We start from the raw sequence: 24,376 nt of genomic DNA, 5'->3' as shown, positions 1-24,376 counted from the left end.
TGCTTCCGGGCAGCGTAGCCAGCCGCGACCACACTCACCATTAGTCGGTGTCCCGGATCAACCTGGCGACTTTGGTCAGTAAGGTGTTTGCGGCGTTGTCCGTAAATTGCTGTCCTTCCTCGATGTAGCCCCGCACCGTCCCGTCATGCTTCCAGCCACCCTGGCGCTTGATCTGCGCAAAGTCGACCTTTTCCCGCGCGGCGGCGGTGGATAGACCGCGCCGGAAGCTGTGACTGCTCAGGGTCGGCACGAAGTCCAGGCCGCAGGTTTCCCCAAGCGCTTTCAGGATTCGGTTCACCGACCCGCCTGAAAGGGCCTGGGATTGCAACCGATCCCAGCGGTTGACGGCGCGGAAGACGGGGCCTTCGTGAATGCCGGCATGCTCTAGCCAGGTTTCGAGGGCGCTGACCGGGCAGACCAGCTCGTTGCCCCGAGGCAGGGCCCGCTTCAGGCCTTCACCGTGAGGGTCTGTTTTAGAGCGCGGCAGGGTCACCACCAGCCCTTCCGGCTCCCACGACAAGTGCTTCACCTCAATCGCTACCAATTCACTGCGGCGAAACGCCCCAAAAAAACCGACCTGCAGCAGGGCCCAGTCACGATGCTTCTTGAGCGAGTCAGGCTGTTGCTGGAGTGTTTCCAGGAAGGCCGCAATGTGTTCGAGGCGCAGCGCCCGGGCTTGCCGTTTCGGCCGACCATGGGCGCGACGAATCCCTTCCAACGTTTTGCGCACGCCGGGGTCTCGAGCGGGATCACGCAATCCCTGAGTCTGGTGCCAGCGCCCCAGGGCCGTCAGGTAAACATCCAGCGTGCGAGGATTAAGCGCGTCTGCCTGATCGGACAGATAGGCCGCAAGGGTCGCCGGCTGTGTCGGGAGACGTCCACCCCAGCGCTCAAAGCTGCGAATGGCCGCACGGTAGGTCCGCCGCGTGTTGTCGGTGGTGGCCATGTGGATGTACCGATTAGCCGTATCGGCTAATACGGTCTTTTCCGCGTTACGTAATGTGGACTTGACGGTGGGTTTTGGATCCATGACCGCTCCAATTCGAGGCGTGCTTTCAAGAGCCGCTGATGTACCGGCGTTACAGGAGCAGGATAGAACAGACCACACACTAACGCACGTTAACGCGCTTTAACGTGCGTTAGGCATCTTAAATAAATTTTGTTAATTATCGAATAAATAATGTAATATTACATATCACGTTATATGATAAAATGAGGCATGTCATGGCCCGCGCCGGAATTACTTACCAGGATGTCGCCAACGCTGCGCAACGCGTCCGCCAACGCGGTGACGAGCCCACTGTCGACCGGGTGCGATCGGAACTCGGTACCGGCAGTCGCAGCACTCTCGGGCCAATGCTGAAACGTTGGAAATCAGGCAGCGAAGCCGCAGCGGATCTGAACGGACTCCCGGCTGACTTGGTGGCCGCCGTGAAAGCCCTGCATGAGCGAGCTCAATACGCGGCCGATGAACGTATTACGCAGGAGCGCGAAGCGCACCAGACGCTGGAACAGCAATGGCGCACCGAGCTGGAAGAGGTGCGGCAGCGGTGCGAGTCACTGGAAGAGCAACGCTGCGGGCTGGAGAAGGCCAATGAAGCGCTTCGCAACGAAAGCGATGCCCAGGCCCACGCTCTTCAACAGGAACAGCTCCGGGCGGCCTCACTCACGTCCAAACTGGAGGCAAGTCAGGAGAAACTCAGTGAGACCACTGCAACCGTCCAAGAGATGAAGCAGGAAAACCGCGATATCCGCAGCCATTTCGAGCACTACCAGCAGGAGATTGCCGAGGATCGCCGTCATGAACGGGACCAGTTCCACAGGACCCAGTCAGGGCTGGAGGGTCAGGTGGATCAGCTGACGCAGCAGCTCCGTTCCAGCGAACAGGACCGCGACACGCTGAGACAACATCGCGACCAAATAAACCAGCGCTATGAGGCCAGTCAGGATCACGCTGAAAACTTGAAAGAAAAATTGCACGCGAGCCAGGCCGTCATAACACAATGGGCAACGCGAACAGAAACGCTGGAAGCGACAGTCGACCGCCTCCAGCTGGAGCGAGATAGCGACGCCGAACACAGGGAGAAGCTTGGTGCGGCCCTAACGGATTCTGAAAAACATCTCGCGGCCTGCCAGCAGCGGATCTCCGACCTCAGAGAGCGCGTGGCAGCGGCTGACGACCGAAACCAGTTCCTCAACGATCAGAATCGCGAATTACTGCAGGAAAAAGCTGTCCTCCAGGGTCAGTTGAAACAACTACAAACAAGCCTGGCTAAATAGCCCGCTATTGTCTCGGCCTGATCATCCCTGAGAGTTGCGAGTGATGCCAATCGCGCAAGGAGTAGTTAGATGTCTACCGTGATCTTTGGCAGGCTGCGAGCTGCGGCAAAACGCATTCAGCATGATGCGCTGACGGTTATTTTGTGGCGCGAGACCCGAATACCCCCCATAGTCGTTCGGCTGCTCGCAATCGCAGCGTACGCCATGAGTCCAATTGATCTCATTCCGGACTTCATGCCGATCCTGGGCTATCTTGACGACATTATCTTGGTCCCGCTGGGCATCGTCCTTGTCATCAAGCTGACGCCATCGAATGTGATAGAAGCAAGTCGCTCGAAAGCAGCTAAAGTGGCAATCAAGCCGATCAGCCACGTTGCGGCCGCAGTCGTTATTGGCACATGGCTTTTATGTGCCACGGCTTTTGGCTACTGGGTGTGGGAATACAGCAGGTAACGCATCGTCTGCACGTGATGAAATAGTTAATTTAAGGCTTGTAAAACAGATGGTTAATGCGCTTTTTGGAGGATTTCGTCAGAATCGTTGCCGACCCTCAAGAAGCGCTCCACGAGCCCGTTCTGTTCCGGTGTATATGGCGTCGTGAACTCCTGCGTGAGGCCATAGGCCTTTACCGTGCCCGTGTAGTGGCGGCTGCTGAAAACGAGCCCGTTATCGGAGCGAAGGGCCAGCGGTTGCTGAACGCGTCCCAGCGCCCCCAGCCGATAAACCAGTGCTTCCTCCAAGGCGGCCTCTGCTGTCTTGCTGCTGCCATTGTCCGATAATCGCCAACCGAGGATCTCACGCGTGCAACAGTCGATGATGACCGCCAAGCTGGCCCGCCGATCCTTACCGCACCACACGTGAGTGAGATCCGTGGCCCAGCGCTCATCTGGCCGTGAGGTGACCGACGGCAAGCGTCTAGCGCGAGGTCGGAAGCCCTGCGGTCGCTTGCGCACCTGCCAGCCTTTGAGCTGCAGGATGCGCTGGATCGGCTTGCGGTTCTCGCCCAGTACGCACGCCAGCCGGCGATAGCCGTAGCGGGGGAAGCGTTCCAGCGTCAGCTTCACACGGGCCGTCAGGTCCGTATTCACGACACGAGGCCGAGCCTTTGGCCGGTAATACAGACTGCGCCGAGGGAAATCCAGCCAGCGACAAAGTTTGGCCAATGATACCACCCGGCCTTCCTGGGCCATTTCCGCCTGCAGCGACCTTACGAGTTCTCGTCCTCGTCGAGCAGGCGACGCCACTTTTTTAGGCTATTTGCATTCTGAGGTAGGATTGCAGATTCAGCCAAGAATTGGAATCCATCCTCTTTTGTGCAAAATATGGTTGATAATCACCAGCTGATCATGGTAGCGTTTCGTGCAAAAGATGGTTGGAGGCCAGGATGAACGAATTTACGGGATCGGCAGCTTCACAGGCTGACTTTATTTGGAAGAACGCGGAAGACCTTTGGGGGGACTTCAAACATACGGACTTTGGCAAGATCATCTTGCCGTTTACCTTGCTGCGCCGCCTGGAGTGTGCGTTGGAGCCAACCCGCGAAGCGGTGAGAGAGGCATACGCCGCTTTCAAGGATGCCGATGTTGAGCTGGACACCATTCTGCGCTCAACCGCTGAATACCCCTTCTACAACACCTCCGAATACTCCCTTGGCACCCTGGGTAGCACCAAGACGCGCCGCAATCTGGAAGACTACATCGCCCTGTTTTCGGATAACGCTCGCGCTATCTTCGAGGAGTTCGAGTTCGGCAATACCGTGATCCGGCTGGAGAAGGCTGGCTTGCTGTACAAGATTTGCCAGAATTTCGCCAAGATCGACCTGCACCCTGATGTGGTGCCGGATCGGGTGATGAGCAACATCTACGAACACCTGATTCGCCGCTTTGGTGCCGAGGTCAACGAAGGGGCCGAGGACTTCATGACGCCGCGTGACATCGTTCACTTGGCGACCGCGCTTTTGCTTGACCCGGATGACGCCCTGTTTGAGGCCAGCCCCGGTTTGATTCGTACCCTGTATGACCCGACCTGCGGCACGGGTGGGTTCCTCACTGATGCCATGAACCATGTGGGCGATTACAGTGGCCACGACAAGGTGCCGCCGGTTCTGGTGCCGCACGGGCAGGAGCTGGAACCGGAAACTCATGCGGTTTGTGTGGCCGGGATGCTGATCCGCCGTCTGGAGTCCGACCCTGGCCGCGACCTGTCGAAGAACATTCGTCAAGGCAGCACGCTGTCCAACGACCAGTTTGCCGGTGAGCGTTTCCACTACTGTCTGTCTAATCCGCCTTTTGGGAAGAAATGGGAGAAGGACAAAAACGCCGTCGAAGCGGAACACAAGAAAGGCGAATTGGGCCGCTTTGGGCCGGGCCTTCCAAAAATCAGCGATGGCTCCATGCTGTTTTTGATGCACCTGGCCAGCAAGCTGGAGCTGCCGAGCAATGGCGGTGGCCGCGCCGCTATCGTGCTGTCCGGCTCGCCACTATTCAACGGTGGTGCCGCGTCTGGCGAATCGGAAATCCGCCGCTGGTTGCTGGAACACGACCTGATTGAAGCCATTGTGGCCCTGCCAACGGATCTGTTCTTCCGCACCAATATCGCCACCTACCTGTGGATTCTGTCTAACAAGAAGCCGCAGGAGCGCAAAGGCAAGGTGCAGTTGATCAACGCCACCGACCTGTGGACTTCAATCCGCAACGAGGGCAACAAGCGCCGTATTGTCAGCCATGATCAGTGCCGCCAGATTTTGGACATCTACGCCGCTGGGGAAACCGATGCGCTTTCCCGGATGCTCGACTACCGCACCTTTGGCTACCGCCGTATCAAGGTACTGCGCCCGCTGCGCATGACCCTGGAACTGGATAAGGCAGGCACGGAGCGGCTGGAAGCCGACCCCGCTTGGGAAAAGCTCTCTGACGCGCATCAGACATTCTGGCGCGACGCCCTCAAGCCGCTGATCGGGCAAACGCAGACCTATGGCTGGGCAGAAACCTTTGCCAAGGACGCAATCAAGTCCGACGAAGCCAAGCAGCTCAAGGTCAAGGCAAACAAGACCTTTATCGCCGCGCTGATCAACGCCTTTGGTCACAAAGACCCGGAAGCCGAGCCGGTCACGGATGCCAACGGCAACCTGGTGCCGGATACTGACCTGACCGATTACGAAAATGTCCCCTACCTGGAAGACATTGACGACTACTTCGCCCGCGAAGTGCTGCCCCATGTCCCGGATGCCTATCTGGACGAGAGCTTTACCGATGCCAAGGACGGTCAATTGGGCCGCGTCGGCTACGAGATCAACTTCAACCGCTTCTTCTACCAGTATCAGCCGCCGCGCAAGCTGCATGATATTGATGAAGACCTGAAGCAGGTGGAAGCCGAGATTGCCGCGCTACTGGCAGAGGTGGCCAGCGAATGAGCCAGTACAAAGTGTATCCCGCGTACAAGGATTCCGGCGTTGAGTGGATTGGGCAGGTGCCGGAGCATTGGCAGGTAAAAAGACTACGTCATGTCGGGCGTTACTCTAATAGTGGCGTTGACAAGAAGAGCTACGAAGACCAGCAGACGGTTGAGCTTTGTAACTACACGGATGTCTATTACAACGAGTTCATCAGTGATGATATGCCTTTCATGCAGGCTACTGCCAGCACCCACGAGATTGAGCAGTTCACTCTGAAAAAAGGCGATGTCATTATCACGAAGGATTCGGAAGACCCGTCCGACATAGGGATTCCAGCCTTTGTTCCACATGATATGCCCGGAGTGATTTGTGGCTATCATCTCACCATGATTCGTGCCTTAAATGATAACTATGGAAGCTATATCCATCGTTCGCTCCAGTCGGATCATACAAAAGCTCACTTCTTTGTTGAGTCGCCGGGAATAACCCGATATGGCCTGAATCAAAATACTATTGGTAATGCCCCAGTAGCGCTGCCTCCACCAGACGAACAAGCCACCATCGCCGCCACCCTCGACCGCGAAACCGCCCGCATTGATGCGCTAATCCAGAAGAAAACCCGCTTTATCGAGCTGCTGAAGGAAAAGCGCCAGGCGCTGATCACCCATGCAGTTACGAAAGGTTTGAACCCTAATGTGCGGATGAAAGATTCTGGCGTTGAGTGGATTGGGCAGGTGCCGGAGCATTGGGAGGTTAAACCCTTCTTCGCTTTGGTTACAGAACTGAATCGAAAGAATGTTGGCCTAGTTGAAACCAATATTCTGTCCCTCAGCTACGGAAACATCATTCAGAAGCCTGAAACTAGAAATATGGGGTTAACACCAGAGTCTTATGAAACCTATCAAATTGTAGAGTCTGGCGAAATTGTATTTAGGTTCACCGATCTGCAAAACGACAAACGTAGCTTGCGGTCAGCCCAAGTCACGCAAAGAGGAATCATTACCTCTGCCTATATGGCCGTGAAACCGCAAAGTATTGACTCTACATATTTTGCATGGTTGATGCGTTCATATGACCTTTGTAAAGTGTTTTATGCAATGGGGGGAGGATTAAGGCAGTCATTGAAATTTGAAGATGTCAGAAGGCTTCCAGTACTTATCCCTCCGGTCGATGAGCAGAGCGCAATTACCAATACAATCAATGCTGGAACTGCTCGTATTGATGCCCTAGTCGAGAAAACAGAACAAAGCATCGCCCTACTCAAAGAACGCCGCTCGGCCTTTATTACCGCCGCTGTCACCGGCCAGATTGATTTGCGAGGAGAACAATAATGCAGGCATCCGCCCATCAGGAAAAACACTTCCAGCAATACATTATTGACCGGCTGGTTGAACAGGGCTGGAAGCTGGGCGATACCCAGCACTACGACACCGAGCGAGCGATGTATCCCGAAGACCTGGAAGGCTGGATCAAAACTAGCGGCCAGCAGGAAAAGTGGGACAAGCTGGAACGGCTCAACGGGGCCAAGACCCTTGAGGTGCTGATGGCGCGGCTGGACAAGGCGCTGGAGAAACAAGGCACCATGCAGGTGTTGCGCCAGGGCTTTTCCATTGCCGGTTGTGGCCTGATCGAGATGACCGAGGCCGCACCGGAAGACAAGCGCAATGCAGCAGTCATTGAGCGCTACCAGGCCAATATCCTGCGCGTGGTGCCGGAGCTGAAGTATCACCCAGCCCGTGAATTTGCCATTGATCTGGTGCTGTTTATCAACGGCCTACCCGTGGCGACGGTGGAGCTTAAAACCGACTTCACCCAGTCGGCTGAAGCGGCGATGGATCAATACCGAAATGACCGCTTGCCGTATGATCCCAAGACCAAACGAAGGGAACCACTGCTGACCTTCAAGCGTGGCGCAGTTGTGCATTTTGCCATGTCCGATTCCGAAATCATGATGGCAACCAAGCTGGAAGGGGAAAATACGTTCTTCCTGCCGTTCAACAAGGGTCGCAAGGACGAAAGCGGCGCGGTACATGCGGGCAACCCGCCCGGTGAGATCAAGGCCGATGGTACCCAAGAATACCCGGTAGCCTACTTCTGGGAGGCGGTCTGTCAGCCGGACGCTTGGCTACGGATTTTCCATAGCTTTGTCTACGTCGAGACAAAGGACGTAGTGGATATTCAGGGCAACTGGTCAAAGAAAGAGACCCTGATTTTCCCGCGATTCCACCAGTGGACGGCAGTGAACCAGATGCTGGCCGACGCTCGCCAGAACGGTGCGGGCATGACCTACCTATGCGACCACAGCGCCGGTTCCGGCAAAACCAGCACCATTTCCTGGACGGCCCATGATCTGGTGAAGCTGCGCGAAGACAACGGCGACGCGGTATTCAACAGCGTGATTATTGTCACCGACCGCAATGTGCTGGACGGCCAGCTCCAGGATGCGGTGAAGCAGATTGACCACCAGTTTGGCGTGATCGCCGCCATCGACCGGCAGAAATCGTCCAAGTCCAAGAGCAAGCAGCTTTCGGAAGCTCTGTTGTCTGGAACACCGATTGTGGTGGTCACGATTCAGACCTTCCCCTATGCGATGGAAGCCATCATCACCGACAAAGCCCTGAAAGGGAAAAACTTTGCGGTGATCATTGATGAGGCGCATAACTCGCAGACCGGCGCTACCGCCGCCAAGCTGCAAGCCGCACTGGGAATGAGCGGGCAAGGCAAGATGTCCACCATGACGGTGGATGAGTTGCTGGAACAACTGCAAAAGTCCCGCGCCCGACCAAAGAATATCAGCTACTTCGCCTTTACCGGTACGCCCAAGCACTCCACGTTGATGCTGTTCGGTCGCCCGACCGATCCAAGCCAACCGGCCTCGGACGATAACCCGCCGCAAGCCTTCCACCTGTACACCATGCGCCAGGCCATCGAGGAGAAGTTCATTCTCGATGTGCTGAAAGGCTATGTGCCCTACAAAACGGCCTTCAACCTTTCGAAGCAGATTGAAGACAGCAAGCGGGTGAGCGGCAAGGCCGCCAAACGCGCCTTGGCACAGTGGATGTCCATGCACCCCACCAATGTGACCCAAAAGGTGCAGTTTATCGTTGAGCACTTCACCAAGAACGTCGCCCACCGGCTGGATGGCAAGGCCAAGGCCATGGTGGTCACCAGCTCCCGTGCCGCCGCCATTCGCTACAAGAAGGCGTTTGACCGCTATATCGAGCAGCACAGCGAGTACGGCTTTATTCATTCACTGGTGGCCTTCTCCGGCAAGATGACCGGTAAGCAGGTGATGCACCAGGATGACGGTGAGTTTAAGGACGATGTGTTTATCGTCGATGAGAACGAAGAGTTCACTGAGCAGAGCATGAACCCGGATGTCCAAGGGCAGGATTTGCGCTTTGCCTTTGACCGCCCTGAATACCGGGTGATGTTGGTGGCCGACAAGTTCCAGACCGGCTTTGACCAGCCCAAACTGGTCGCCATGTATGTAGACAAGAAAATCGCCAACCATGTGGAGATTGTGCAGACCTTCTCCCGTCTCAACCGGACGGCGCCCGGTAAGGATGAGGTCTTTATCATCGACTTTGTGAACGACCCGGAGAACGTGCGTCAGGCCTTTACCACCTATGACAAGGGTGCTCACATCGACGAAGTGCAAGACCTCAATGTGGTCTACGAGATCAAGGAGCGCTTGGACGAGCACGGCCTGTACGACGAGAAGGACTTGGCTGCGTTCAAGGAAGCACGTTTCAAGACCATCCGCGACATCACCCATACCAAATCGCCACAGCACAAGGCGCTGTATGCCGCCACTGCTGGAGCGACGGCCTTGTATAACGACAAGATGAAGATGCTGCGCGATGGCATGGCGACCTGGGAGGCGGCTTTTGAGAAGGCCCGCGCCAAGGGTGATGAGGCGGGTATGAAGTCTGCCGATCACCATCAGGATGAGTACGCCGAGCAAATCAAGGCACTGATTGGATTCAAGTCGGATTTGGGGCGTTTTTGTCGTACCTACTCCTATATCGCCCAACTGATTGATTTTGGCGACCCGGAGCTGGAGAACTTCGCCGCCTTCGCCAAGCTCTTGCAAAAGCGTCTATTGCACGAAGCACCTGAAACCGTGGACTTGACCGGCCTGGTGCTCACCGGTTTTGACATCAATGCTCGTTCAGAGAACGCGGAGGACGAAGGCGAAACCCCGGTACTGCAACCGGTAGGTGCAGGCGGTGGTGGTGTGGCAGGCGACAAGCCGAAATTCGTCAAAGAGATTATTGAGCGGCTCAACAGCCTGTTTGGTGAGGCAACGCCGATTCAGGATCAGGTGGCCTTCGTGAATCAGATCTTTTCAATCGCCGGTGAAAGCGATGTGGTGATGGCTCAGGTGGAAAGCAACACCCGCGAACAGGCCATGAAAGGCAACTTGCCTGGCGCTGTTCAGCAAGCGGTGGTACGTGCTTTGTCCAGTCACCAGAAGCTGGCCACCCAGGTGCTCAAGTCTGATCGTCAGGGCATGGCCGCACTGGTTGACGTGGTGTATGACCTGCTGCGCGAAGGCCAAGACATCGACTTGGATATGGATTAAGCCGATGCTTGACCTGCTGAATCTGCCTGGCATAAAACCGGTGGATATGCGCCATGAGAGCAAAGGCCTTGTGATAGTTGCCAAGCCGGAAACGGTCGAGGTGCCGTTATGTGGGGACTGCAACACTCCTATGCACAAACACGGCACGCGCAAAAACAAGTTCATGGACACGCCGTTGTACATGGAGCCCGTCCGTCTTGAAGTTCAGCGCCCGCGCTTTCGATGTGAGTTGTGCGGCAAAATGTCCATGCCGGAGTTGAGTTTTCTGGATGACAAACGCCGAGCCACCAAACGGCTGGTCGATGTCATTCGGCAACAGTGCCTTGGAACCACCTTCCATGCTTTAGCCGAGCAAACCGGCGTGGCGGTGAACACCGTCAAGAACATCGCTCATGACCTCATTGAGGAACTCTCCCAAACCGTTCGCTATGAAACCCCGGTCATCATGGGCATCGACGAAGTGAACCTGGCAGGCGGGTATCGCTGTGTAATTACCAACCTGGCAACCAACAACGTCTTTGATATGTTGGAGCATCGTACTCAAGAGCACCTGAAGCCCTTCTTCAAGGATTTACCGGACGCTGACAAGGTGGAATGGGTCTGTACGGATATGTGGCGGCCCTTCAAACGTTCTTTTGCTCAATACCTGCCCAACGCCAAGCTGGTTATCGACAAATTCCATGTCGTTAAAATGGCCTCCGAAGCGCTGGAAGTTGAGCGCAAGAACTATCAGGCTCAGCTAAGCAAAGAAGACCGGATTTACGTCAAAAAGTCCATTCGCTGGCTCACCCTGAAGCGGCCCGGTAACCTGACGCCCGCAGAACAAAAGGCGCTGGAGGTCGTGAAGCAGGCGATCCCAGAGCTTGCCGTAGCCTATGATTTCAAGGAAGCCTTCTTCTGCATCTACGATGAACCCGACAAGCAGAACGCTCAGAACGCCTTTGAGGCCTGGGAGAACAGCTTGCCAGACCAAGGGCTAGTGGCATTCAAGAAGCTGGCCAAAACGGTTCACAACCATTACGACGACATCTTTGCCTACTGGGATGCACCATTCCCTATCACCAATGGCTACACCGAAGGGCTCAACGGACTGATCAAGATGTCAAACCGGTTAGGTCGGGGTTACAGCTACCCCATCATTCGGGCAAAGACGTTGTACTCCAAAGAAGCCCGCAAGGTCGGCAGTGGTATTCGAGCAGGTCACGGCAAGGTGGAATATGGGCCGCACATTCCGACGTTGTTGAAACAGGCAGAGAGTGGTGAGCTGGATTAGCGCGAGAGAGTTGCGTCAGAGAATCCAACCAATGTTAGATTCTGGTGAGGCAGTGAAAACAGAGAAATCCAACCAGAGGCTGCATTTGACCTGACCAATAATCCAGGGTCAGAACGGTTGGATTCCAACCCTAGAATGCAAATAGCCCTTTTTTAGTGCGTAGATCTGCAAGTGGGCCTCGCCCAGCGCCTCCTTGGTTTCCCGCAAGTCGGACTCGTATTGCTCGCGGATATCCTTGGGGCGGGCCTTGAACCCGTTCTCCATATTGCGCTGGGCTTCATCGATCCAGCTTTCGACCTCGGAGACGGTGAGGTCATGCTGTCGGGCGACCTCAGCGACCGTGGTCTTGCCCTTGAAGATGTCCATGACTACGGACGCTTTGCGCTTCGCGGTCCATCGCTTGATGGGGGTGTCGTCGCTCATCTTCTCCTCCTGATGACTGCACTATAGCCTGTGCAGCTCTGGAGGGGGTCACTTCAGCACGGCAATAAAATGTCGGGGCCCGGAGTACATGCTTATATTCCATAACCAATCCCTTGGCATAATTAATATTAAACTCACCCATAGCGCAATTTAAGAATGCGATTGGATGACCTCTTTGTAACAGCATCACGCCTATACAACCCGATCTTTATCCTCATCAACAGTAGATGCTCAACTCATATAACGCCAGTTTGGACCCGGGCGGCTCTCCCAGCCAGCGTTTTCCATGGAAGCAAGCGGTTGCGGGCAGCCAGCCCTCTTCTGATAGCCGAATGTCGTTCTTCATTTTCAGCTCATCTCCATGAGCCAACCTACCAGCTTCGAATCAGGAGCTCAGACGATGCGGGCAGGAGCGAAGGAGAGGTTGATGCAATCGAGGCTGGGACGATGGGTCGTAATGCTGGCATTGCTCGGCGTTGCCACGCTGGCCATGGCGCAGGATCCGTTTGAACAACAGAGCGATTTTCTGCCACCGGATCAGGCCTTCAAACCGACGCTGGTGCAAAAAGGCGACGAGATAGCGATCGACTGGCAGATCGAGCCCGGTTACTACCTCTATCGCCACAGCTTCTCTGCGGAGACGGGCGAGCGCGAGCTTTCACTCGATATACCCGACGGGGAGAAGATCGAAGACGAGTACTTCGGTCGTTCCGAGATTTACCGTCATGCGTTGAGCATGACCGCGCGGCCAGGGGAAGCCGATACCCTCACCCTTCATTGGCAGGGTTGCGCCGATGCCGGCCTCTGCTATCCCCCTCAGCAGCGAACCTTCGATTTAGAATCTGTCGCCGGCGCCTCGCAGAGCGGCACCGAAGACGCGAACGCGTCGGATGCGAATACCTCGACCGATACGCCGAGCGAGTCATCTGCAACGTCATCACCTGACGCATCGAACCCCGATACCCAGGCAGACGCAGCGATGGCGGAAGATCAGCAGTTGGCGGCGCAGCTCGCCGGTGGCAACTGGGTCTGGACGCTGGCAGCCTTCTTCGGCATGGGTCTGCTGTTGACCTTCACGCCTTGCGTGCTGCCGATGATTCCCATTCTCTCCAGCCTGATCGTCGGCCAACGTCGTAGCGGGGAGAACCCGCGCGCCGCCGGCTTCGTGCTCTCGCTCGCCTACGTCCTACCCATGGCCGCTACCTACGCGATACTGGGCGTCGCCGCGGCCATGGCCGGCGCCAATTTGCAGATGCTGTTTCAGAATGTCTGGTTCATTGGCATCTTCTCGGTGCTGTTCGTGGTGTTGGCCCTCGCCATGTTCGGTGCCTTCGAGCTCGAACTGCCGCGAGCGTTACGTCAACGCCTGGATGCCGGGCTGTCACAACAGCGCGGCGGACGCTTCAAGGGCGTGGCCATCATGGGAATTCTATCCGCCCTGTTGGTAGGCCCCTGCATGACCGCGCCCCTGGCCGGCGCCCTGCTCTTCATCGCCGAGACCGGCAATCCATGGCTTGGCGGCGCGGCGCTCCTCGCGCTGGGTCTCGGCATGGGCACCCCACTGGTGCTGATCGGCACGCTCGGCAGCCAGTTGCTGCCCAAGCCCGGCACCTGGATGACTCGCGTCAAGGCGCTGTTCGGCTTCGTGCTGCTGGGCATGGCGATCTGGTTCGTCGCCCGAATTCTCTCGGATGCCGTCGTTCTTGGCTTGTGGGGCGCGCTGGGCCTGGGCGCCGCGATCTCTCTGGCGGCCATGGCGCGAGACAACGGCACGGGTGGCGTCCTGCCCCAGGTCGCAACCGCCAGCGCTGCCATCATCGGACTCTGGAGCGCGCTAATCATGATCGGTGCCGCCGGTGGCGCTGACGACCCCTGGCGGCCGCTGTCGGTCTATGCTCCGAGCGATATGGCAACGGCCTCCGAAGACGCCAGCGAATCCGGGCCTATCGCGTTCGATGACGTAGACGATCTGGCCACGCTCGAACGCCGTGTCCAGGCAACCGCCAACAGTGACCAGATGACACTGGTCGAATTCACCGCCGACTGGTGTGTTTCCTGCGAGGTCATCGAACAGGAAGTGTTCAGCGACCCGACCGTCAAGGATGAGCTCCAGGACGTGCAGCGGTTGAGTATCGACGTCACGGATTACGACGCCGAGGACCAGGCCATCATGCAACACTTTGGTATCGTCGGGCCGCCGACCTTGATGTGGTTCGGTCCGGACGGCCAGGAGCAGCGTGGCGCCCGCATCATCGGTGAACTCGATGCCGAGGCCTTTCTCGACCGCTATGCGCAGGCCAGACAGAACGCCAACGAATCCGTGGAGGGCTGATCATGAACCCACTTGATCGCAGTATCGCCTTAGGGCCTCTGGGCGTAAGCCTGGGGCAGCTTCTGCTGGCCCTGGCCATGGTCGTCGCACTGATCGTGGGCGCCTGGATGGGCCGCCGTCGGCAGGTCAGCGTCGGTGATCTTCTGTTCAATGCGTTGCTCATAGGCGTGGTCGGCGCACGAATCGTTTTCGTGGCTCGCTACTGGGAGAGCTACGACACTTTCTGGTCCTGGCTCGACATCCGGGATCGCGGTTTCGAGCCGCTGGCGGGGCTCGTTATCGCCTTCGTCTATCTGGCCTGGCGTTTCTGGCGGCATCCGACCGTGCGTCGCCCATTGGGCGCGGCGGTTCTATCGGGTGCATTGGCGTGGTCGATGACGGCCGGCGCGCTGGCGCTAATGGCGCCCCGCGGCGCGAGCCTGCCCTCGATACCGTTGGCGGATCTCGATGGGTCGCAGGTGACCCTTCCCGCCGTGCTGCAGGAGGCCGATCGACCCATGGTGGTCAACCTCTGGGCGAGCTGGTGTCCGCCCTGCCGTCGCGAGATGCCGATGCTGGAACAGGCTCAACAGGAGCGGGACGACGTGTCGTTCGTGTTCGTCAATCAGGGCGAGAGCGTCGACACCGTAGAGACGTTTCTGCAACGGGAGTCCCTCGCGCTCGATCATCTCTATCGCGACCCGAACATGGCTTTCGGCCGGGAGGTGGGCGCCATGGCGATGCCGACCACGCTCTACTACAACGCCGACGGCCAGCTCGTCGATACCCACTTCGGTGAGCTTTCCCGTGCCACGCTCGATCGCAGTCTCGAGCGTTTCGAACCCTGACTTTTCAATTCTTCGACTTTCAATCCCGAGCGCTTCACTCAACCTTCAAAGATGGAGACGATAACGATGCACAACCGCGCCCCCCGAATGATATCACTGAGTCTCGCGTTGCCCTTGGTCGCCAGTATGGCCCTGGCGGCGAGCTTGCCCGCCTCCGCCGACGACTGGCCCGCGCCGATCCAGATACTCGAGCAGCAGGGCCTCACCATTCACGGCGAGTTCGATGCGCCCGGTGGGCTCAAGGGCTACGCCGCCAGTATTCAAGGACAGAATGTGGCCGCCTATCTGACGCCGGATGGCGAGCACGCCGTCGTTGGTACATTGATCGACTCCCAGGGCCGGGACCTCTCCGCCGAACCGCTGGAGCAGCTCGTTGACGGACCCAAGAATGCCAAGTTATGGCAAGAGATGGCCGACCATCACTGGGTTCGTGATGGCGATGCCGATGCACCGCGTGTCATCTACACCTTCAGCGATCCCAACTGCCCCTACTGTCGCAAGTTCTGGCAGGATGCCCAGCCCTGGATCGAAAGCGGTCAAGTGCAGGTTCGCCACCTGATGGTGGGCATTTTGAAAGCGGACAGCCCCGAGAAAGCTGCCGCGATCCTGGCCGCCGACGACCCTAGCGCTGCGATCGCCGAGCACTATCGCACCGGCGCCATGCCGGACAGCGAGGGAACCGACCAGAGCGAGCAGTGGGTCAGCGACAATACACAGCTGATGCGCGACGGCCAACTTTACGCGACCCCCGTGATCTTCTATCAGGGCGATGGCGGCGAGGTACACAAGGTCATGGGCGCTCCCTCCCCGGACAAGCTACAAGCCATTATGGGTGGGCCAGCCGATAGCTAAGCCACCGTAAACTTTTTTGCCAAGCAGGATTCTGGACAGAGGAGCCCGTCGTGAACTCAACGGATGATCGAAGTTCAATCAAGTGGGACGAGAGATACGGCGTAGCCGATTATGCCTATGGCGATCGGCCAAACCTATTCTTGATCCAGGCTATCGAAAAAATTTCGCTACCACACCAAGGCAAGGCACTCTGCCTTGCCGAAGGAGAAGGCAGGAATGCCGTGTTCCTGGCGAGTCTCGGCTATGAGGTGGTGGCTATGGATCAGTCTTACGTCGGAATGGAAAAGGCGAACCGCCTGGCAGCCGACAGACAGGTCGACATCGTGACGCAGCAAGCCGATCTGAACGACTATGAGCCCGAGCCGAATGCCTTCGATCTCGTTACCATGATTTGGGCTCACACGCCCGAATCAGTTCGGCTGAAAAGCTACGAAATCGTGAAGAAAGGCTTGAAACGAGGCGGATACTTCATCCTGGAAGGGTATCTACCGTCGCAATCGACAAGGAACACCGGAGGCCCCTCGGATCCGAAATTCATGTTCACGCTGGACGAACTGCGCGCCCATTTCGCGGACTTCAATATCATTGTTGGCCGGGAGTTGACCCGAGACGTCACGGAAGGGATCTATCACACAGGACCTGGCGACGTGGTACAGTTTCTCGCCTTGAGGGTATAGCCACCCTGACTTCCCCGATATCAAACTGTCGACCTCGGCGGCGAACGCTATCCACGCCAGCACACAGACTATCTGATGGAATGCCGGTAGAGATCATTGGACGAGGTGCGCGTGGGTAGACATAGTCGTACGAGGAAGGGCGTGTGCTCATTGGAAACCAGAGTGATCGAACCTCCCGCGCTCTCGACCAATGTCTTCACGATAGAGAGTCCCAGACCGCTGCCCTGAGGATGGGCGCCACGATGAAAACGCTCCGTCAAGTGAACAAGCTGATCTGATGGAATGATCTCTCCTTGGTTGGCGATATCGATCATGGCCATGCCATTCATTTGTTGCGCCTCGATCTCGACTGAGGTGTCGTACGAACCATGACGTATTGCGTTCTCGAGCAGATTGCGCAGAGCAATCACTAGCAGCGCTCCGGATAAGCCGATTTGAATATGGTTTACCGACTCGTTCCAATGGCAGCGATCATGACTCCCGGTTTCCACCATTGCGGCCTCCAGTGCCTCGCCCAGCAGCGTAGGGTCAGCACTCCCCCGCGTGATTTCCTCGCTCTCCATGCGTGCCAGCAACAGTAGTTGGTCGAGCGTCTTTGTCAGTCGCTCCACCCCCGCTTCGGCCTGTTGCATCGCCTCCCGGTGTGAGTCGCCTTCTACGCGTCTTGCGATCTGCAGATGGGTACGAATCGCGGTCAGCGGCGTGCGCAGCTCATGTGCGGCATCGTCGGTAAAGCGCTGCTCCAGCTCCAGCATGCGCCGGGTGCGTGCAAGTAGGGTATTGAAACCGTCGATCAGCGGGCGAATTTCCCCCGGCAAACCGCGGATCGGCAGTGCCGAGAGATCGTCGTGATCGCGTGACATCAAGCGCCGTTGTAGCCGCGACAGTGGCGAAAGTCCACGCGTCACGCCCCACCACAGTGCGATCAGGCTGCCGATCGAAGCGAGCAGGAACGGATAGAACGCCGCACGGCGCACCTGGGCCAGCAGCGACTCCCGTTCCCGCAGGCGATCCGCTACGGTGATGCGTTTGTCGTCGTCGACCAGAGTATAGACACGCCAGCGCTGGCCGTTGTGATCGCGATAGCTATAACCTTCAGCATCGACCGCGAGAACATCGTTCATTTCCGGGTGCGTGCCTGCTACTACTTGGCCGCGTAGTGACGACACACGACAGGCGACTCCTTCGAGTGCGGGAATGGTCGACGCACCGCCTTCCTCGCCGTTCCAGACGGACGCCGGGACTCGATCTAACAATCCCGCTACCATACGTGCCGATTGCGCCAAACGCTGATCCAGCGAGCGATCAACCTGACTCGAAAGATCGCGCATCGACCACGCCGCCGTGAGCCCCCATAATAGCAGCAACGTGATCCCGAGCGTGGCGACGAGACGCAACCGCAAGCTCACGACGGTGTGTCCCCTTGGGACCCGCCGAGACGATAACCGACGCCCCGGACTGTCTCAATCACGTGACGTCCCAGCTTGCGGCGCAGCTGATAGATATGCACATTGAGCGCATTGCTCTCGACTTCATCATCGATACCATAGAGACGATCTTTCAGTTGGTCGGCACTCAGGATGCGCCCTCGCGCTCTCATCAGCGCTTCCAACAGCATCAGCTCGCGACGCACCAGAGCTACCGGCTCTCCATCGATAGTGACACTACGCGCGACCGGATCCAGTGCAAGACTGCCATGGCGCAGGGAATGATCGACCTGCCCAGCCGCACGGCGCAAAAGCGCCTGAATTCTCGCGGTCAACTCATCCAAATCGAAAGGCTTGATCAGATAATCGTCTGCTCCACCCTGAAGGCCTTCGACGCGGCTGGCCACGGCATCTTTTGCCGTCAGCATCAGCACCGGTGTGGCAATGCCCGCACGACGCCACTGTTGCAAAAGCGTCAGGCCATCGCCATCGGGCAGACGGCGATCGAGCACCACGGCACTGTAGTCGATCATGCTCAGCGCGCCTCGCGCACCGTCCAGTGTGGTCACGGTATCGACCACGAAGTCGCTCAGCGCCAGTCCCGCTTCGATACCCGCCGCCACGGGTGCATCGTCCTCGACGAGTAGTACGCGCATGTCTCTTCCGTTTTCTACCCGGTCCATTCCCGTCACAGTTTGGCGAACGGCGATGATGTCAGGATGAGCTCGCTGACTCATGAGCGGGAGAGAGCCGACGCGCCAGCCTCCACCCAGCCACCATGGCGATCAGAAACAGCGCCAGCGGCCAGCTCAGCCCCGGCAGCGAGGCAACCGCCGGACCCGGACAATAGCCGGAGAGCCCCCAGCCGATGCCGAAAAGCGCGGCGCCACCCAGCAGCCGGGCGTCAAGGTCGTGGCGTGTGGGTAGCTGAAAGCGGGGCTCGAGAAGCGGTGAGCGGGATCGCCAGACCACCCGGTACCCCAGGAAGGTTGTGACCACTGCACCGCCCAGAACGAAGATCAGGGTCGGATCCCAGGCGCCGGCCACGTCGAGAAAGCCGATGACCCGTGCCGGATCGGTCATGCCGCTGATAGCTAGGCCCAGACCGAACAGCAACCCCGCCAAATAACCTGCCAGCACTTTCATGCTGCATCTCCCAGCCAGTGACGCGAAACGAATACGGTCAGCATGGCGACCAGCACGAAGACGAGCGTCGCGACCATGGATCGCGGAGAAAGTCGTGCCAGCCCGCAAACCCCGTGCCCGCTAGTGCAGCCGCTACCCAGGCCGGTACCCAGGCCGACCAACAGGCCGGCGATCAACATCGTCGCCAGCCCACTTGCCGGAACACCGACCACCGCGCCGCTGTCGCCTGCCACATTGCCCCAGTCCAGGCCGGACAGAATCAACAACCCCGGCCCCGAGACGATGCCCAGCAGAAACGCTAAGCGCCAGGGCCTATCCCCACCGCGTTTGAAAAGCAGCCCGGAGAGAATCCCGCTGATCCCGGCAATTCGTCCTAATAACCCCATCAACAGGGTGGCAGAAAGTCCGATCAGGACCCCACCCAGCAACCCCTGCAACGCACTCATCGTTTCCATCTCGTGTCCCATTGCCAGTGTCGTCAACCGGCTGTTGCCGAATGCTCGGCCGCGCCGACGTCACATACTGATCAGCTCCTTCGGACCGCCTGGCTTGCCTGCTGCTCGAGACGCTCACGCAGGGGCTCAAGATCATAACCGGCGGATTGAGCAGCCTCGATGAGTTCAGAGACGGGGCGATGCGCTGCCTGTGACAGAGCCCAAAGATGCGCCACGCGCTTACCCGAACGACAGAAACCAAGAATGGGTCCATGAGAGTTACTCAGGATGTACTCGAACTCCTCGATATCAGCCTGAGAATATTCACCCGGCTTGACCGGGACCTGATGCCAGACCATACCCAAGGATTCTGCCTTGTCTTTCAGAGCATCAGGATCCGGCTGATCCTCACTTTCGCCCCGTGGACGGTTGGAGAGGATCGTGCAAAATCCCTGGGCAGCGAGTTGCTCGAGCTCATCGAGCCGGGGCTGCGCAGTGACGCTCAATCGACTATCAAGTGATTTGATATCCATGATTTCCTCGTCTTGCTCGGTTGGTGGTAACGCTCATGTCTTCAGCCGGCGGTCACCGAATAACCGGATGCCGGCGATTCGATACACGGATGGCTCAATGGCGCCGCCCCGCGGCCATGCAGTTCGCACCAGGCATCGAAGGTGCTCAGAAAGACCCGGCCATTGAGCGTTTCGAGCAGTTCGGTACGACTCAATCGATCCATCACCGGTCCTTTCACTTCGGCGAGATGCAGCCTGATCTGCCGGTCCCGAAGACGTCGATTGAGCGCCTCGAGACTCTCCAGCGCCGTGGCGTCGATGACGTTGATCGCCTGACAGGCCAGTACCAGATCCCGCGGCGGCGGATCGCGAGTGACCACCGCCGTGACCAGGTCTTCCAGGTGGCGAACGTTGGCGAAATAAAGACTCTCGTCGACGCGCAGAATGGCGACCCCGGCATCGGTCTCCACGGCGTGACGGCGGACGTTGCGAAAATGCTCGGTGCCGGGAATGCGGCCGACTTCCGCACTGTGAGGCCGGCTGGTGCCATAGAGATGCAGTGCCAGCGACATGGCGACGCCGACCAGAATGCCCACGTCAACGCCCAGCATCAGCGTCGCCAACGCGGTCGCCGACATGGCGATGCCCTCTCCGCGGGCATAGCGCCAGACGCGCCTGAACGCCGCCAGATCGATCAGCGAGACGGTAGCGATGACGATGGTCGCCGCCAGCGTCGCCATCGGCAGTTCCCGCAGCCAGGGCGACAGAAACAGCATGGCCAGTGCAATGCCAACGGCGGTTAACGCGCTGGAGGCCGGGGTGCGCGCCCCGGCATCGAAATTGACCACGGAGCGGGAGAAGCCGCCGGTGATCGGCATGCCGCCGGTGAACGCCGCCGCCAGATTGGCTCCGCCGAGCCCGATCAGTTCCTGGTCAGGATCGACGCGCTCACCGCGGCGCACCGCCAACGCCTGCGCCACCGAGACCGACTCCACGTAGCCGACGATGCTGATCAGCACCGCCGAACCGATCAGCGAACGCCACAGCTCCGGCTCCCAATCGGGCAGGGTCAGCGGTGGCAGCCCGGCGGGGATCTCGCCGATAACAGCAACCTTGCGGCCCAACCATCCCGCCGCACCGGCAACCAATGCCGCCAATACAATGGTGGCGATGGGCGCCAGCTTGACCAGCACGCCCGCCGCACGGGCCGGTATGTGGCAACGTTCCAGCGCGGGCTTGCCCCATCGCCGTATCAACCACAACAACAGGAGCGACCCCAGCCCGATGATCACGGTCGGCAGGCTGATACCGCCCAACGCCGATGGTAACTGGGACAACAGCGCCGGCAGCGTCGAACCGGAGAGGTCGACACCGAGCAGTTGTTTGAGCTGACTCGCCGCGATCAGCACACCCGAGGCGCTGACGAAACCGGTCATTACCGGGTGACTCAGGAAGTTGACCAGAAATCCCAGCCGGCAGAGCCCCATGATCAGGAGAATGGCACCGGAGAGTAGCGCCAGCACTAAAGCCGCGGCGACATAGTCCTGCGATCCCGATTCGGCAACCTGCGACAGGGCCGATGCCGTCATCAGCGACACCACCGCCATCGGACCGACGGAGAGCGTCGCGCTACTCCCCAGCAGGGTGTAGACGACCAGCGGCACCAGGCTCGCGTACAGCCCCACCACCGGCGGAAGTCCCGCCAGCATGGCGTAGGCCAGCGCCTGCGGGATCAGCATCAGCGCCACGATGATGGCCGCCAGCAGATCCTCTCCCAGCAACTCGCCGTTATAACGCCGCCCCCAGTCCAGGATCGGAAGCCAGCGTGCCAATCCGGTTTTGTGCGGCTGAATCATGATCTGCCGGCCTCGCTATCCAAGCCGTGTCGTCGCCGGGGATTCATGCCGACGGCCTCGATCAAGTGCGCGCCTGCGGCTTGGCCAGCCATTCGTGCCCCTTGAGCATCAGATTCCAGTAGATGAAGGGGAGCTGCTGCGCCTTGATATTCCAGCCGAGCCGGGTCGGCCTTGTCGCCTGGTTGATCCAGGACGGGAAGGTCGGCTGCAACTGGCCGCCGTAACCGAACTCCGCCAGCACCACGCGCCCCTGTTCGACCGTCAGCGGGCAGGCGCCATATCCCGCATATCCGGAGGGCATCGGCTTGCCATCGACCGCGGCCAGCAGATTATCCGCCACCACGGGTGCCTGCTTGCGAACGGCGGCGGCCGTTTTGGCGTTGCCGGTACCACTGGCATCGCCGAGACCGAAGACATCGCTGAAGCGGTTGTGCTGGAGGGTTTCAGCATCGAGGTCGAGCCAGCCACCCTCGTTGGCCAGCGGCGATTCTCTCACCAGCCGTGGAGCGCGCTGCGGCGGCACGACGTGAAGCATGTCGAAATCGGTCTCGATCTCTTCGCTACCGCCCTCGCTCGGGACGCGAAAACGCGCTTTCTGGGCCGGTCCGTCCACGGCGACGAGGTTCTGTTGGAACTGCTTGTGGATGCCGTAGCGCTGCACGTACTCATCCAGCGCCGGCACGAAGTCCGAGACACCGAACATCACACCGCCGGCATTGTGGAAAAGGACGTCGATGCCGTTCAAGACGCCCTGCTTCTCCCACTCGTGACAGGAGAGATACATCGCCTTCTGTGGCGCCCCGGCGCACTTGATCGGCATCGGCGGCTGGGTAAAGAGCGCCTTGCCGCCTCGCATTGCCTGAACCAGCGACCAGGTGTAGGGCGCCAGATCGAAACGGTAGTTCGAGGTCACGCCATTCTTGCCCAGCGTCTCCTCGAGGCCGTCGATCGCCTGCCAGTCGACCTCGAGACCCGGCGCGACCACCAGCGCCCGATAGCCAAGCGTCGAACCGTTATCCAGCACAACCTGGCGGGACTCCGGTAGCAGCCGTTCTGCGGCGGTCTGGTACCAGGTCACGAAGCTCGGCATCACCGAGCGCATCGAACGCCGGGTCTGCTCCGGAGTGAACACGCCACCGCCCACCAGCGTCCAGCCGGGCTGGTAGAAGTGATCCTGGGCGGGCTCGACGATGGCGATATCGAGATCGGCACGGCGTTTGTGAAGACTCGCGGCGACCGCGATGCCCCCCGCCCCACCGCCGATGATGACGATATCATGGTGCTTGTCGTTCGCGGTCTTCGGTTCGTTCATGGCTGGCTCCCCTTGGTCGATTCGGCGCGGTGCGATACAGACTGGCAACGACGCCTTCTCACTCCCACGCGGCACCTTCCAGGGCGTTGAGCGGCAGTTTCAGGTAGCGCTTGCCGTTGTTCTCCGGCTCGGGGAGACGGCCGCCGAGAATGTTGACCTGCAGCGCATGCAGGATCAGCTTCGGCATCGGCAATTCGCTGTCGCGACGATTGCGCAGCTCGACGTACTCGGCCTCGCTGCTCTCGCCGAGCCGGTGCTTGTTGTGCTCACGCTGCTCGCGCACGGTGCTCTCCCACTGCGGCTCGCGCCCATCGGGCATGTAGTCGTGACCGGTAAACAGGCGCGTCTCGTCGGGCAGTGCAAGGATCGCCTGGATCGAGTGCCATAGCTGATGGGCGTCACCGCCGGGGAAGTCGGCGCGGGCGGTGCCGAAATCGGGCTGGAACAGGGTGTCGTGAACGAAGGCGGCATCGCCGATCACGTAGGTGATCGAGGCCAGCGTATGGCCCGGCGAGTGCATCACGTGGCAATCGATCTCGCCCAGCTTGAAGGTATCCCCTTCGTCGAACAGACGATCCCACTGGCTGCCGTCGTCCTTCAGGTCCGGCCAGTTGTAGATCGCCTTCCACAGCGCCTGCACCTGGGTGACCGGCCGGCCGATGGCGGTAGGTGCACCGGTTTTCTCGTGCAGATAGCGCGCGGCGGAAAAGTGATCCGCGTGCGGGTGGGTATCCAGAATCCACTCGACCTCGAGCCCTTCGCGCTCGATGTAGGCCAGCAGCTCATCGGCCTGGAAGGTTGCCGTGGCGCCGGACTTCTCATCGTAATCGAGCACCGGGTCGATGATCGCGCAATGCCGCGTGGCGGGGTCGCTGACGACGTACTGGATACTGAAGGTGCGAGGATCGAAAAAACCGGCGACGTCGGGCCGGTCACCATCCTGATTGCCTCGTGCAAGAGCGTGGGTGTTCATGAGGGCTCCTTGAAAGAACATGCCTTCAGAGTAGCTTAGAAATTATTCTAACGTTAGATCTTTTTTGAAT

The 24,376-nt window shown here is 58.9% G+C and carries 21 protein-coding genes; 10 read left to right on the top strand and 11 right to left on the bottom strand.

What is annotated here, in order from left to right; all coding sequences use genetic code 11:
• Positions 1–40: 40 nt before the first annotated feature.
• Positions 41–1,030, bottom strand: coding sequence for a tyrosine-type recombinase/integrase (locus tag KGR00_RS07905; RefSeq protein ID WP_063091982.1), 990 nt, complete (start codon positions 1,028–1,030; stop codon positions 41–43).
• A gap of 194 nt (positions 1,031–1,224) precedes the next feature.
• On the opposite strand from KGR00_RS07905, the gene KGR00_RS07900 reads away from it, so the two are divergent.
• Entirely contained in the window at positions 1,225–2,280 is a 1,056-nt protein-coding gene (locus tag KGR00_RS07900) for a DNA-binding protein (RefSeq protein ID WP_023007038.1), read from the top strand.
• Positions 2,281–2,349: 69 nt separating this feature from the next.
• On the top strand, positions 2,350–2,733 hold the full coding sequence (locus KGR00_RS07895) for a DUF1232 domain-containing protein (RefSeq protein WP_023007037.1): 384 nt from the start codon (positions 2,350–2,352) through the stop codon (positions 2,731–2,733).
• 53 nt (positions 2,734–2,786) lie between these two features.
• Here the strand turns inward: KGR00_RS07895 and KGR00_RS07890 are convergent, their stop codons facing one another.
• Positions 2,787–3,344, bottom strand: a complete 558-nt coding sequence (locus KGR00_RS07890; RefSeq protein ID WP_224424367.1) for a DDE-type integrase/transposase/recombinase — start codon at positions 3,342–3,344, stop codon at positions 2,787–2,789.
• Between the two features lie 320 nt (positions 3,345–3,664).
• Between KGR00_RS07890 and KGR00_RS07885 the strand changes: the two genes are divergently transcribed.
• Genes KGR00_RS07885 through KGR00_RS07870 form a run of 4 tightly spaced genes read left to right on the top strand, consistent with a single transcriptional unit; the run spans position 3,665 to position 11,535 of the window.
• Complete coding sequence (locus KGR00_RS07885) at positions 3,665–5,692, top strand: class I SAM-dependent DNA methyltransferase (RefSeq protein WP_224424366.1); 2,028 nt, start codon at positions 3,665–3,667, stop codon at positions 5,690–5,692.
• Positions 5,689–7,005 carry a restriction endonuclease subunit S gene (locus KGR00_RS07880; RefSeq protein WP_224424365.1) on the top strand — a complete coding sequence of 439 codons (1,317 nt, stop codon included), beginning with the start codon at positions 5,689–5,691 and terminating at the stop codon, positions 7,003–7,005. Before KGR00_RS07885 ends, KGR00_RS07880 begins: the two co-directional genes overlap by 4 nt.
• Positions 7,005–10,262: a type I restriction endonuclease gene (locus KGR00_RS07875; RefSeq protein WP_224424364.1), complete on the top strand. Its 3,258-nt coding sequence runs from the start codon at positions 7,005–7,007 to the stop codon at positions 10,260–10,262. Before KGR00_RS07880 ends, KGR00_RS07875 begins: the two co-directional genes overlap by 1 nt.
• Before the next feature lie 4 nt (positions 10,263–10,266).
• Entirely contained in the window at positions 10,267–11,535 is a 1,269-nt protein-coding gene (locus tag KGR00_RS07870; protein WP_224424363.1) for an ISL3 family transposase, read from the top strand.
• 108 nt (positions 11,536–11,643) lie between these two features.
• On the opposite strand, the gene KGR00_RS07865 is transcribed toward KGR00_RS07870, so the two are convergent.
• Entirely contained in the window at positions 11,644–11,958 is a 315-nt protein-coding gene (locus tag KGR00_RS07865) for a DUF1153 domain-containing protein (protein WP_224424362.1), read from the bottom strand.
• Positions 11,959–12,415: 457 nt separating this feature from the next.
• Between KGR00_RS07865 and dsbD the strand changes: the two genes are divergently transcribed.
• The 4 genes from dsbD (at position 12,416) to KGR00_RS07845 (ending at position 16,646) form a co-directional block, all read left to right on the top strand.
• A complete protein-coding gene (gene dsbD, locus KGR00_RS07860) occupies positions 12,416–14,290 on the top strand; it encodes a protein-disulfide reductase DsbD (RefSeq protein ID WP_239032089.1) in 1,875 nt (624 codons plus the stop codon).
• A 2-nt stretch (positions 14,291–14,292) separates the two neighbouring features.
• Positions 14,293–15,117, top strand: coding sequence for a prolipoprotein diacylglyceryl transferase family protein (locus tag KGR00_RS07855; protein WP_224424360.1), 825 nt, complete (start codon positions 14,293–14,295; stop codon positions 15,115–15,117).
• A 66-nt stretch (positions 15,118–15,183) separates the two neighbouring features.
• Complete coding sequence (dsbG, locus tag KGR00_RS07850; protein WP_224424359.1) at positions 15,184–15,969, top strand: thiol:disulfide interchange protein DsbG; 786 nt, start codon at positions 15,184–15,186, stop codon at positions 15,967–15,969.
• Positions 15,970–16,019: 50 nt separating this feature from the next.
• Entirely contained in the window at positions 16,020–16,646 is a 627-nt protein-coding gene (locus KGR00_RS07845) for a class I SAM-dependent methyltransferase (protein ID WP_224424358.1), read from the top strand.
• A 68-nt stretch (positions 16,647–16,714) separates the two neighbouring features.
• Here KGR00_RS07845 and KGR00_RS07840 read toward each other — a convergent pair whose 3' ends face one another.
• The 8 genes from KGR00_RS07840 to KGR00_RS07805 all read right to left on the bottom strand — a co-directional run bounded on the left by KGR00_RS07840 (position 16,715) and on the right by KGR00_RS07805 (position 24,306).
• Positions 16,715–18,055: an ATP-binding protein gene (locus KGR00_RS07840; protein WP_224424357.1), complete on the bottom strand. Its 1,341-nt coding sequence runs from the start codon at positions 18,053–18,055 to the stop codon at positions 16,715–16,717.
• Positions 18,052–18,729, bottom strand: coding sequence for a response regulator (locus tag KGR00_RS07835; protein ID WP_224424356.1), 678 nt, complete (start codon positions 18,727–18,729; stop codon positions 18,052–18,054). The genes KGR00_RS07840 and KGR00_RS07835 overlap by 4 nt, the downstream gene beginning before the upstream one ends.
• Before the next feature lie 58 nt (positions 18,730–18,787).
• Entirely contained in the window at positions 18,788–19,219 is a 432-nt protein-coding gene (locus tag KGR00_RS07830; protein WP_224424355.1) for a DUF6691 family protein, read from the bottom strand.
• Positions 19,216–19,674: a YeeE/YedE family protein gene (locus KGR00_RS07825; protein WP_224424412.1), complete on the bottom strand. Its 459-nt coding sequence runs from the start codon at positions 19,672–19,674 to the stop codon at positions 19,216–19,218. Before KGR00_RS07825 ends, KGR00_RS07830 begins: the two co-directional genes overlap by 4 nt.
• Positions 19,675–19,745: 71 nt before the next feature.
• Positions 19,746–20,186 carry a TIGR01244 family sulfur transferase gene (locus KGR00_RS07820; RefSeq protein ID WP_224424354.1) on the bottom strand — a complete coding sequence of 147 codons (441 nt, stop codon included), beginning with the start codon at positions 20,184–20,186 and terminating at the stop codon, positions 19,746–19,748.
• Positions 20,187–20,227: 41 nt separating this feature from the next.
• Entirely contained in the window at positions 20,228–22,021 is a 1,794-nt protein-coding gene (gene sulP / locus KGR00_RS07815) for a sulfate permease (protein WP_224424353.1), read from the bottom strand.
• 61 nt (positions 22,022–22,082) lie between these two features.
• Positions 22,083–23,333 (bottom strand): FAD/NAD(P)-binding oxidoreductase, encoded by a 1,251-nt coding sequence (locus KGR00_RS07810; RefSeq protein WP_224424352.1) that lies wholly within the window; start codon positions 23,331–23,333, stop codon positions 22,083–22,085.
• Positions 23,334–23,391: 58 nt separating this feature from the next.
• A complete protein-coding gene (locus tag KGR00_RS07805) occupies positions 23,392–24,306 on the bottom strand; it encodes an MBL fold metallo-hydrolase (RefSeq protein WP_073434293.1) in 915 nt (304 codons plus the stop codon).
• Positions 24,307–24,376 lie beyond the last annotated feature (70 nt).

Origin of the sequence: Modicisalibacter sp. MOD 31.J (genome assembly GCF_020147985.1) — a bacterium.
In the GTDB taxonomy this organism is placed as follows: domain Bacteria; phylum Pseudomonadota; class Gammaproteobacteria; order Pseudomonadales; family Halomonadaceae; genus Modicisalibacter; species Modicisalibacter coralii.
This window is presented reverse-complemented; position numbering and strand designations above follow the sequence as displayed.

Excerpts from the sequence above, each read along its gene's own strand:
- KGR00_RS07905 (WP_063091982.1), bottom strand. The coding sequence starts at position 1,030 with ATGGATCCAAAACCCACCGTCAAGTCCACATTACGTAACGCGGAAAAG.
- dsbD (WP_239032089.1), top strand. The coding sequence starts at position 12,416 with ATGCTGGCATTGCTCGGCGTTGCCACGCTGGCCATGGCGCAGGATCCG.
- KGR00_RS07900 (WP_023007038.1), top strand. The coding sequence starts at position 1,225 with ATGGCCCGCGCCGGAATTACTTACCAGGATGTCGCCAACGCTGCGCAA.
- sulP (WP_224424353.1), bottom strand. The coding sequence starts at position 22,021 with ATGATTCAGCCGCACAAAACCGGATTGGCACGCTGGCTTCCGATCCTG.
- KGR00_RS07835 (WP_224424356.1), bottom strand. The coding sequence starts at position 18,729 with ATGCGCGTACTACTCGTCGAGGACGATGCACCCGTGGCGGCGGGTATC.
- KGR00_RS07830 (WP_224424355.1), bottom strand. The coding sequence starts at position 19,219 with ATGAAAGTGCTGGCAGGTTATTTGGCGGGGTTGCTGTTCGGTCTGGGC.
- KGR00_RS07810 (WP_224424352.1), bottom strand. The coding sequence starts at position 23,333 with ATGAACGAACCGAAGACCGCGAACGACAAGCACCATGATATCGTCATC.
- KGR00_RS07805 (WP_073434293.1), bottom strand. The coding sequence starts at position 24,306 with ATGAACACCCACGCTCTTGCACGAGGCAATCAGGATGGTGACCGGCCC.
- KGR00_RS07825 (WP_224424412.1), bottom strand. The coding sequence starts at position 19,674 with ATGGAAACGATGAGTGCGTTGCAGGGGTTGCTGGGTGGGGTCCTGATC.
- KGR00_RS07875 (WP_224424364.1), top strand. The coding sequence starts at position 7,005 with ATGCAGGCATCCGCCCATCAGGAAAAACACTTCCAGCAATACATTATT.
- KGR00_RS07895 (WP_023007037.1), top strand. The coding sequence starts at position 2,350 with ATGTCTACCGTGATCTTTGGCAGGCTGCGAGCTGCGGCAAAACGCATT.
- KGR00_RS07855 (WP_224424360.1), top strand. The coding sequence starts at position 14,293 with ATGAACCCACTTGATCGCAGTATCGCCTTAGGGCCTCTGGGCGTAAGC.
- dsbG (WP_224424359.1), top strand. The coding sequence starts at position 15,184 with ATGCACAACCGCGCCCCCCGAATGATATCACTGAGTCTCGCGTTGCCC.
- KGR00_RS07885 (WP_224424366.1), top strand. The coding sequence starts at position 3,665 with ATGAACGAATTTACGGGATCGGCAGCTTCACAGGCTGACTTTATTTGG.
- KGR00_RS07820 (WP_224424354.1), bottom strand. The coding sequence starts at position 20,186 with ATGGATATCAAATCACTTGATAGTCGATTGAGCGTCACTGCGCAGCCC.
- KGR00_RS07865 (WP_224424362.1), bottom strand. The coding sequence starts at position 11,958 with ATGAGCGACGACACCCCCATCAAGCGATGGACCGCGAAGCGCAAAGCG.
- KGR00_RS07880 (WP_224424365.1), top strand. The coding sequence starts at position 5,689 with ATGAGCCAGTACAAAGTGTATCCCGCGTACAAGGATTCCGGCGTTGAG.
- KGR00_RS07870 (WP_224424363.1), top strand. The coding sequence starts at position 10,267 with ATGCTTGACCTGCTGAATCTGCCTGGCATAAAACCGGTGGATATGCGC.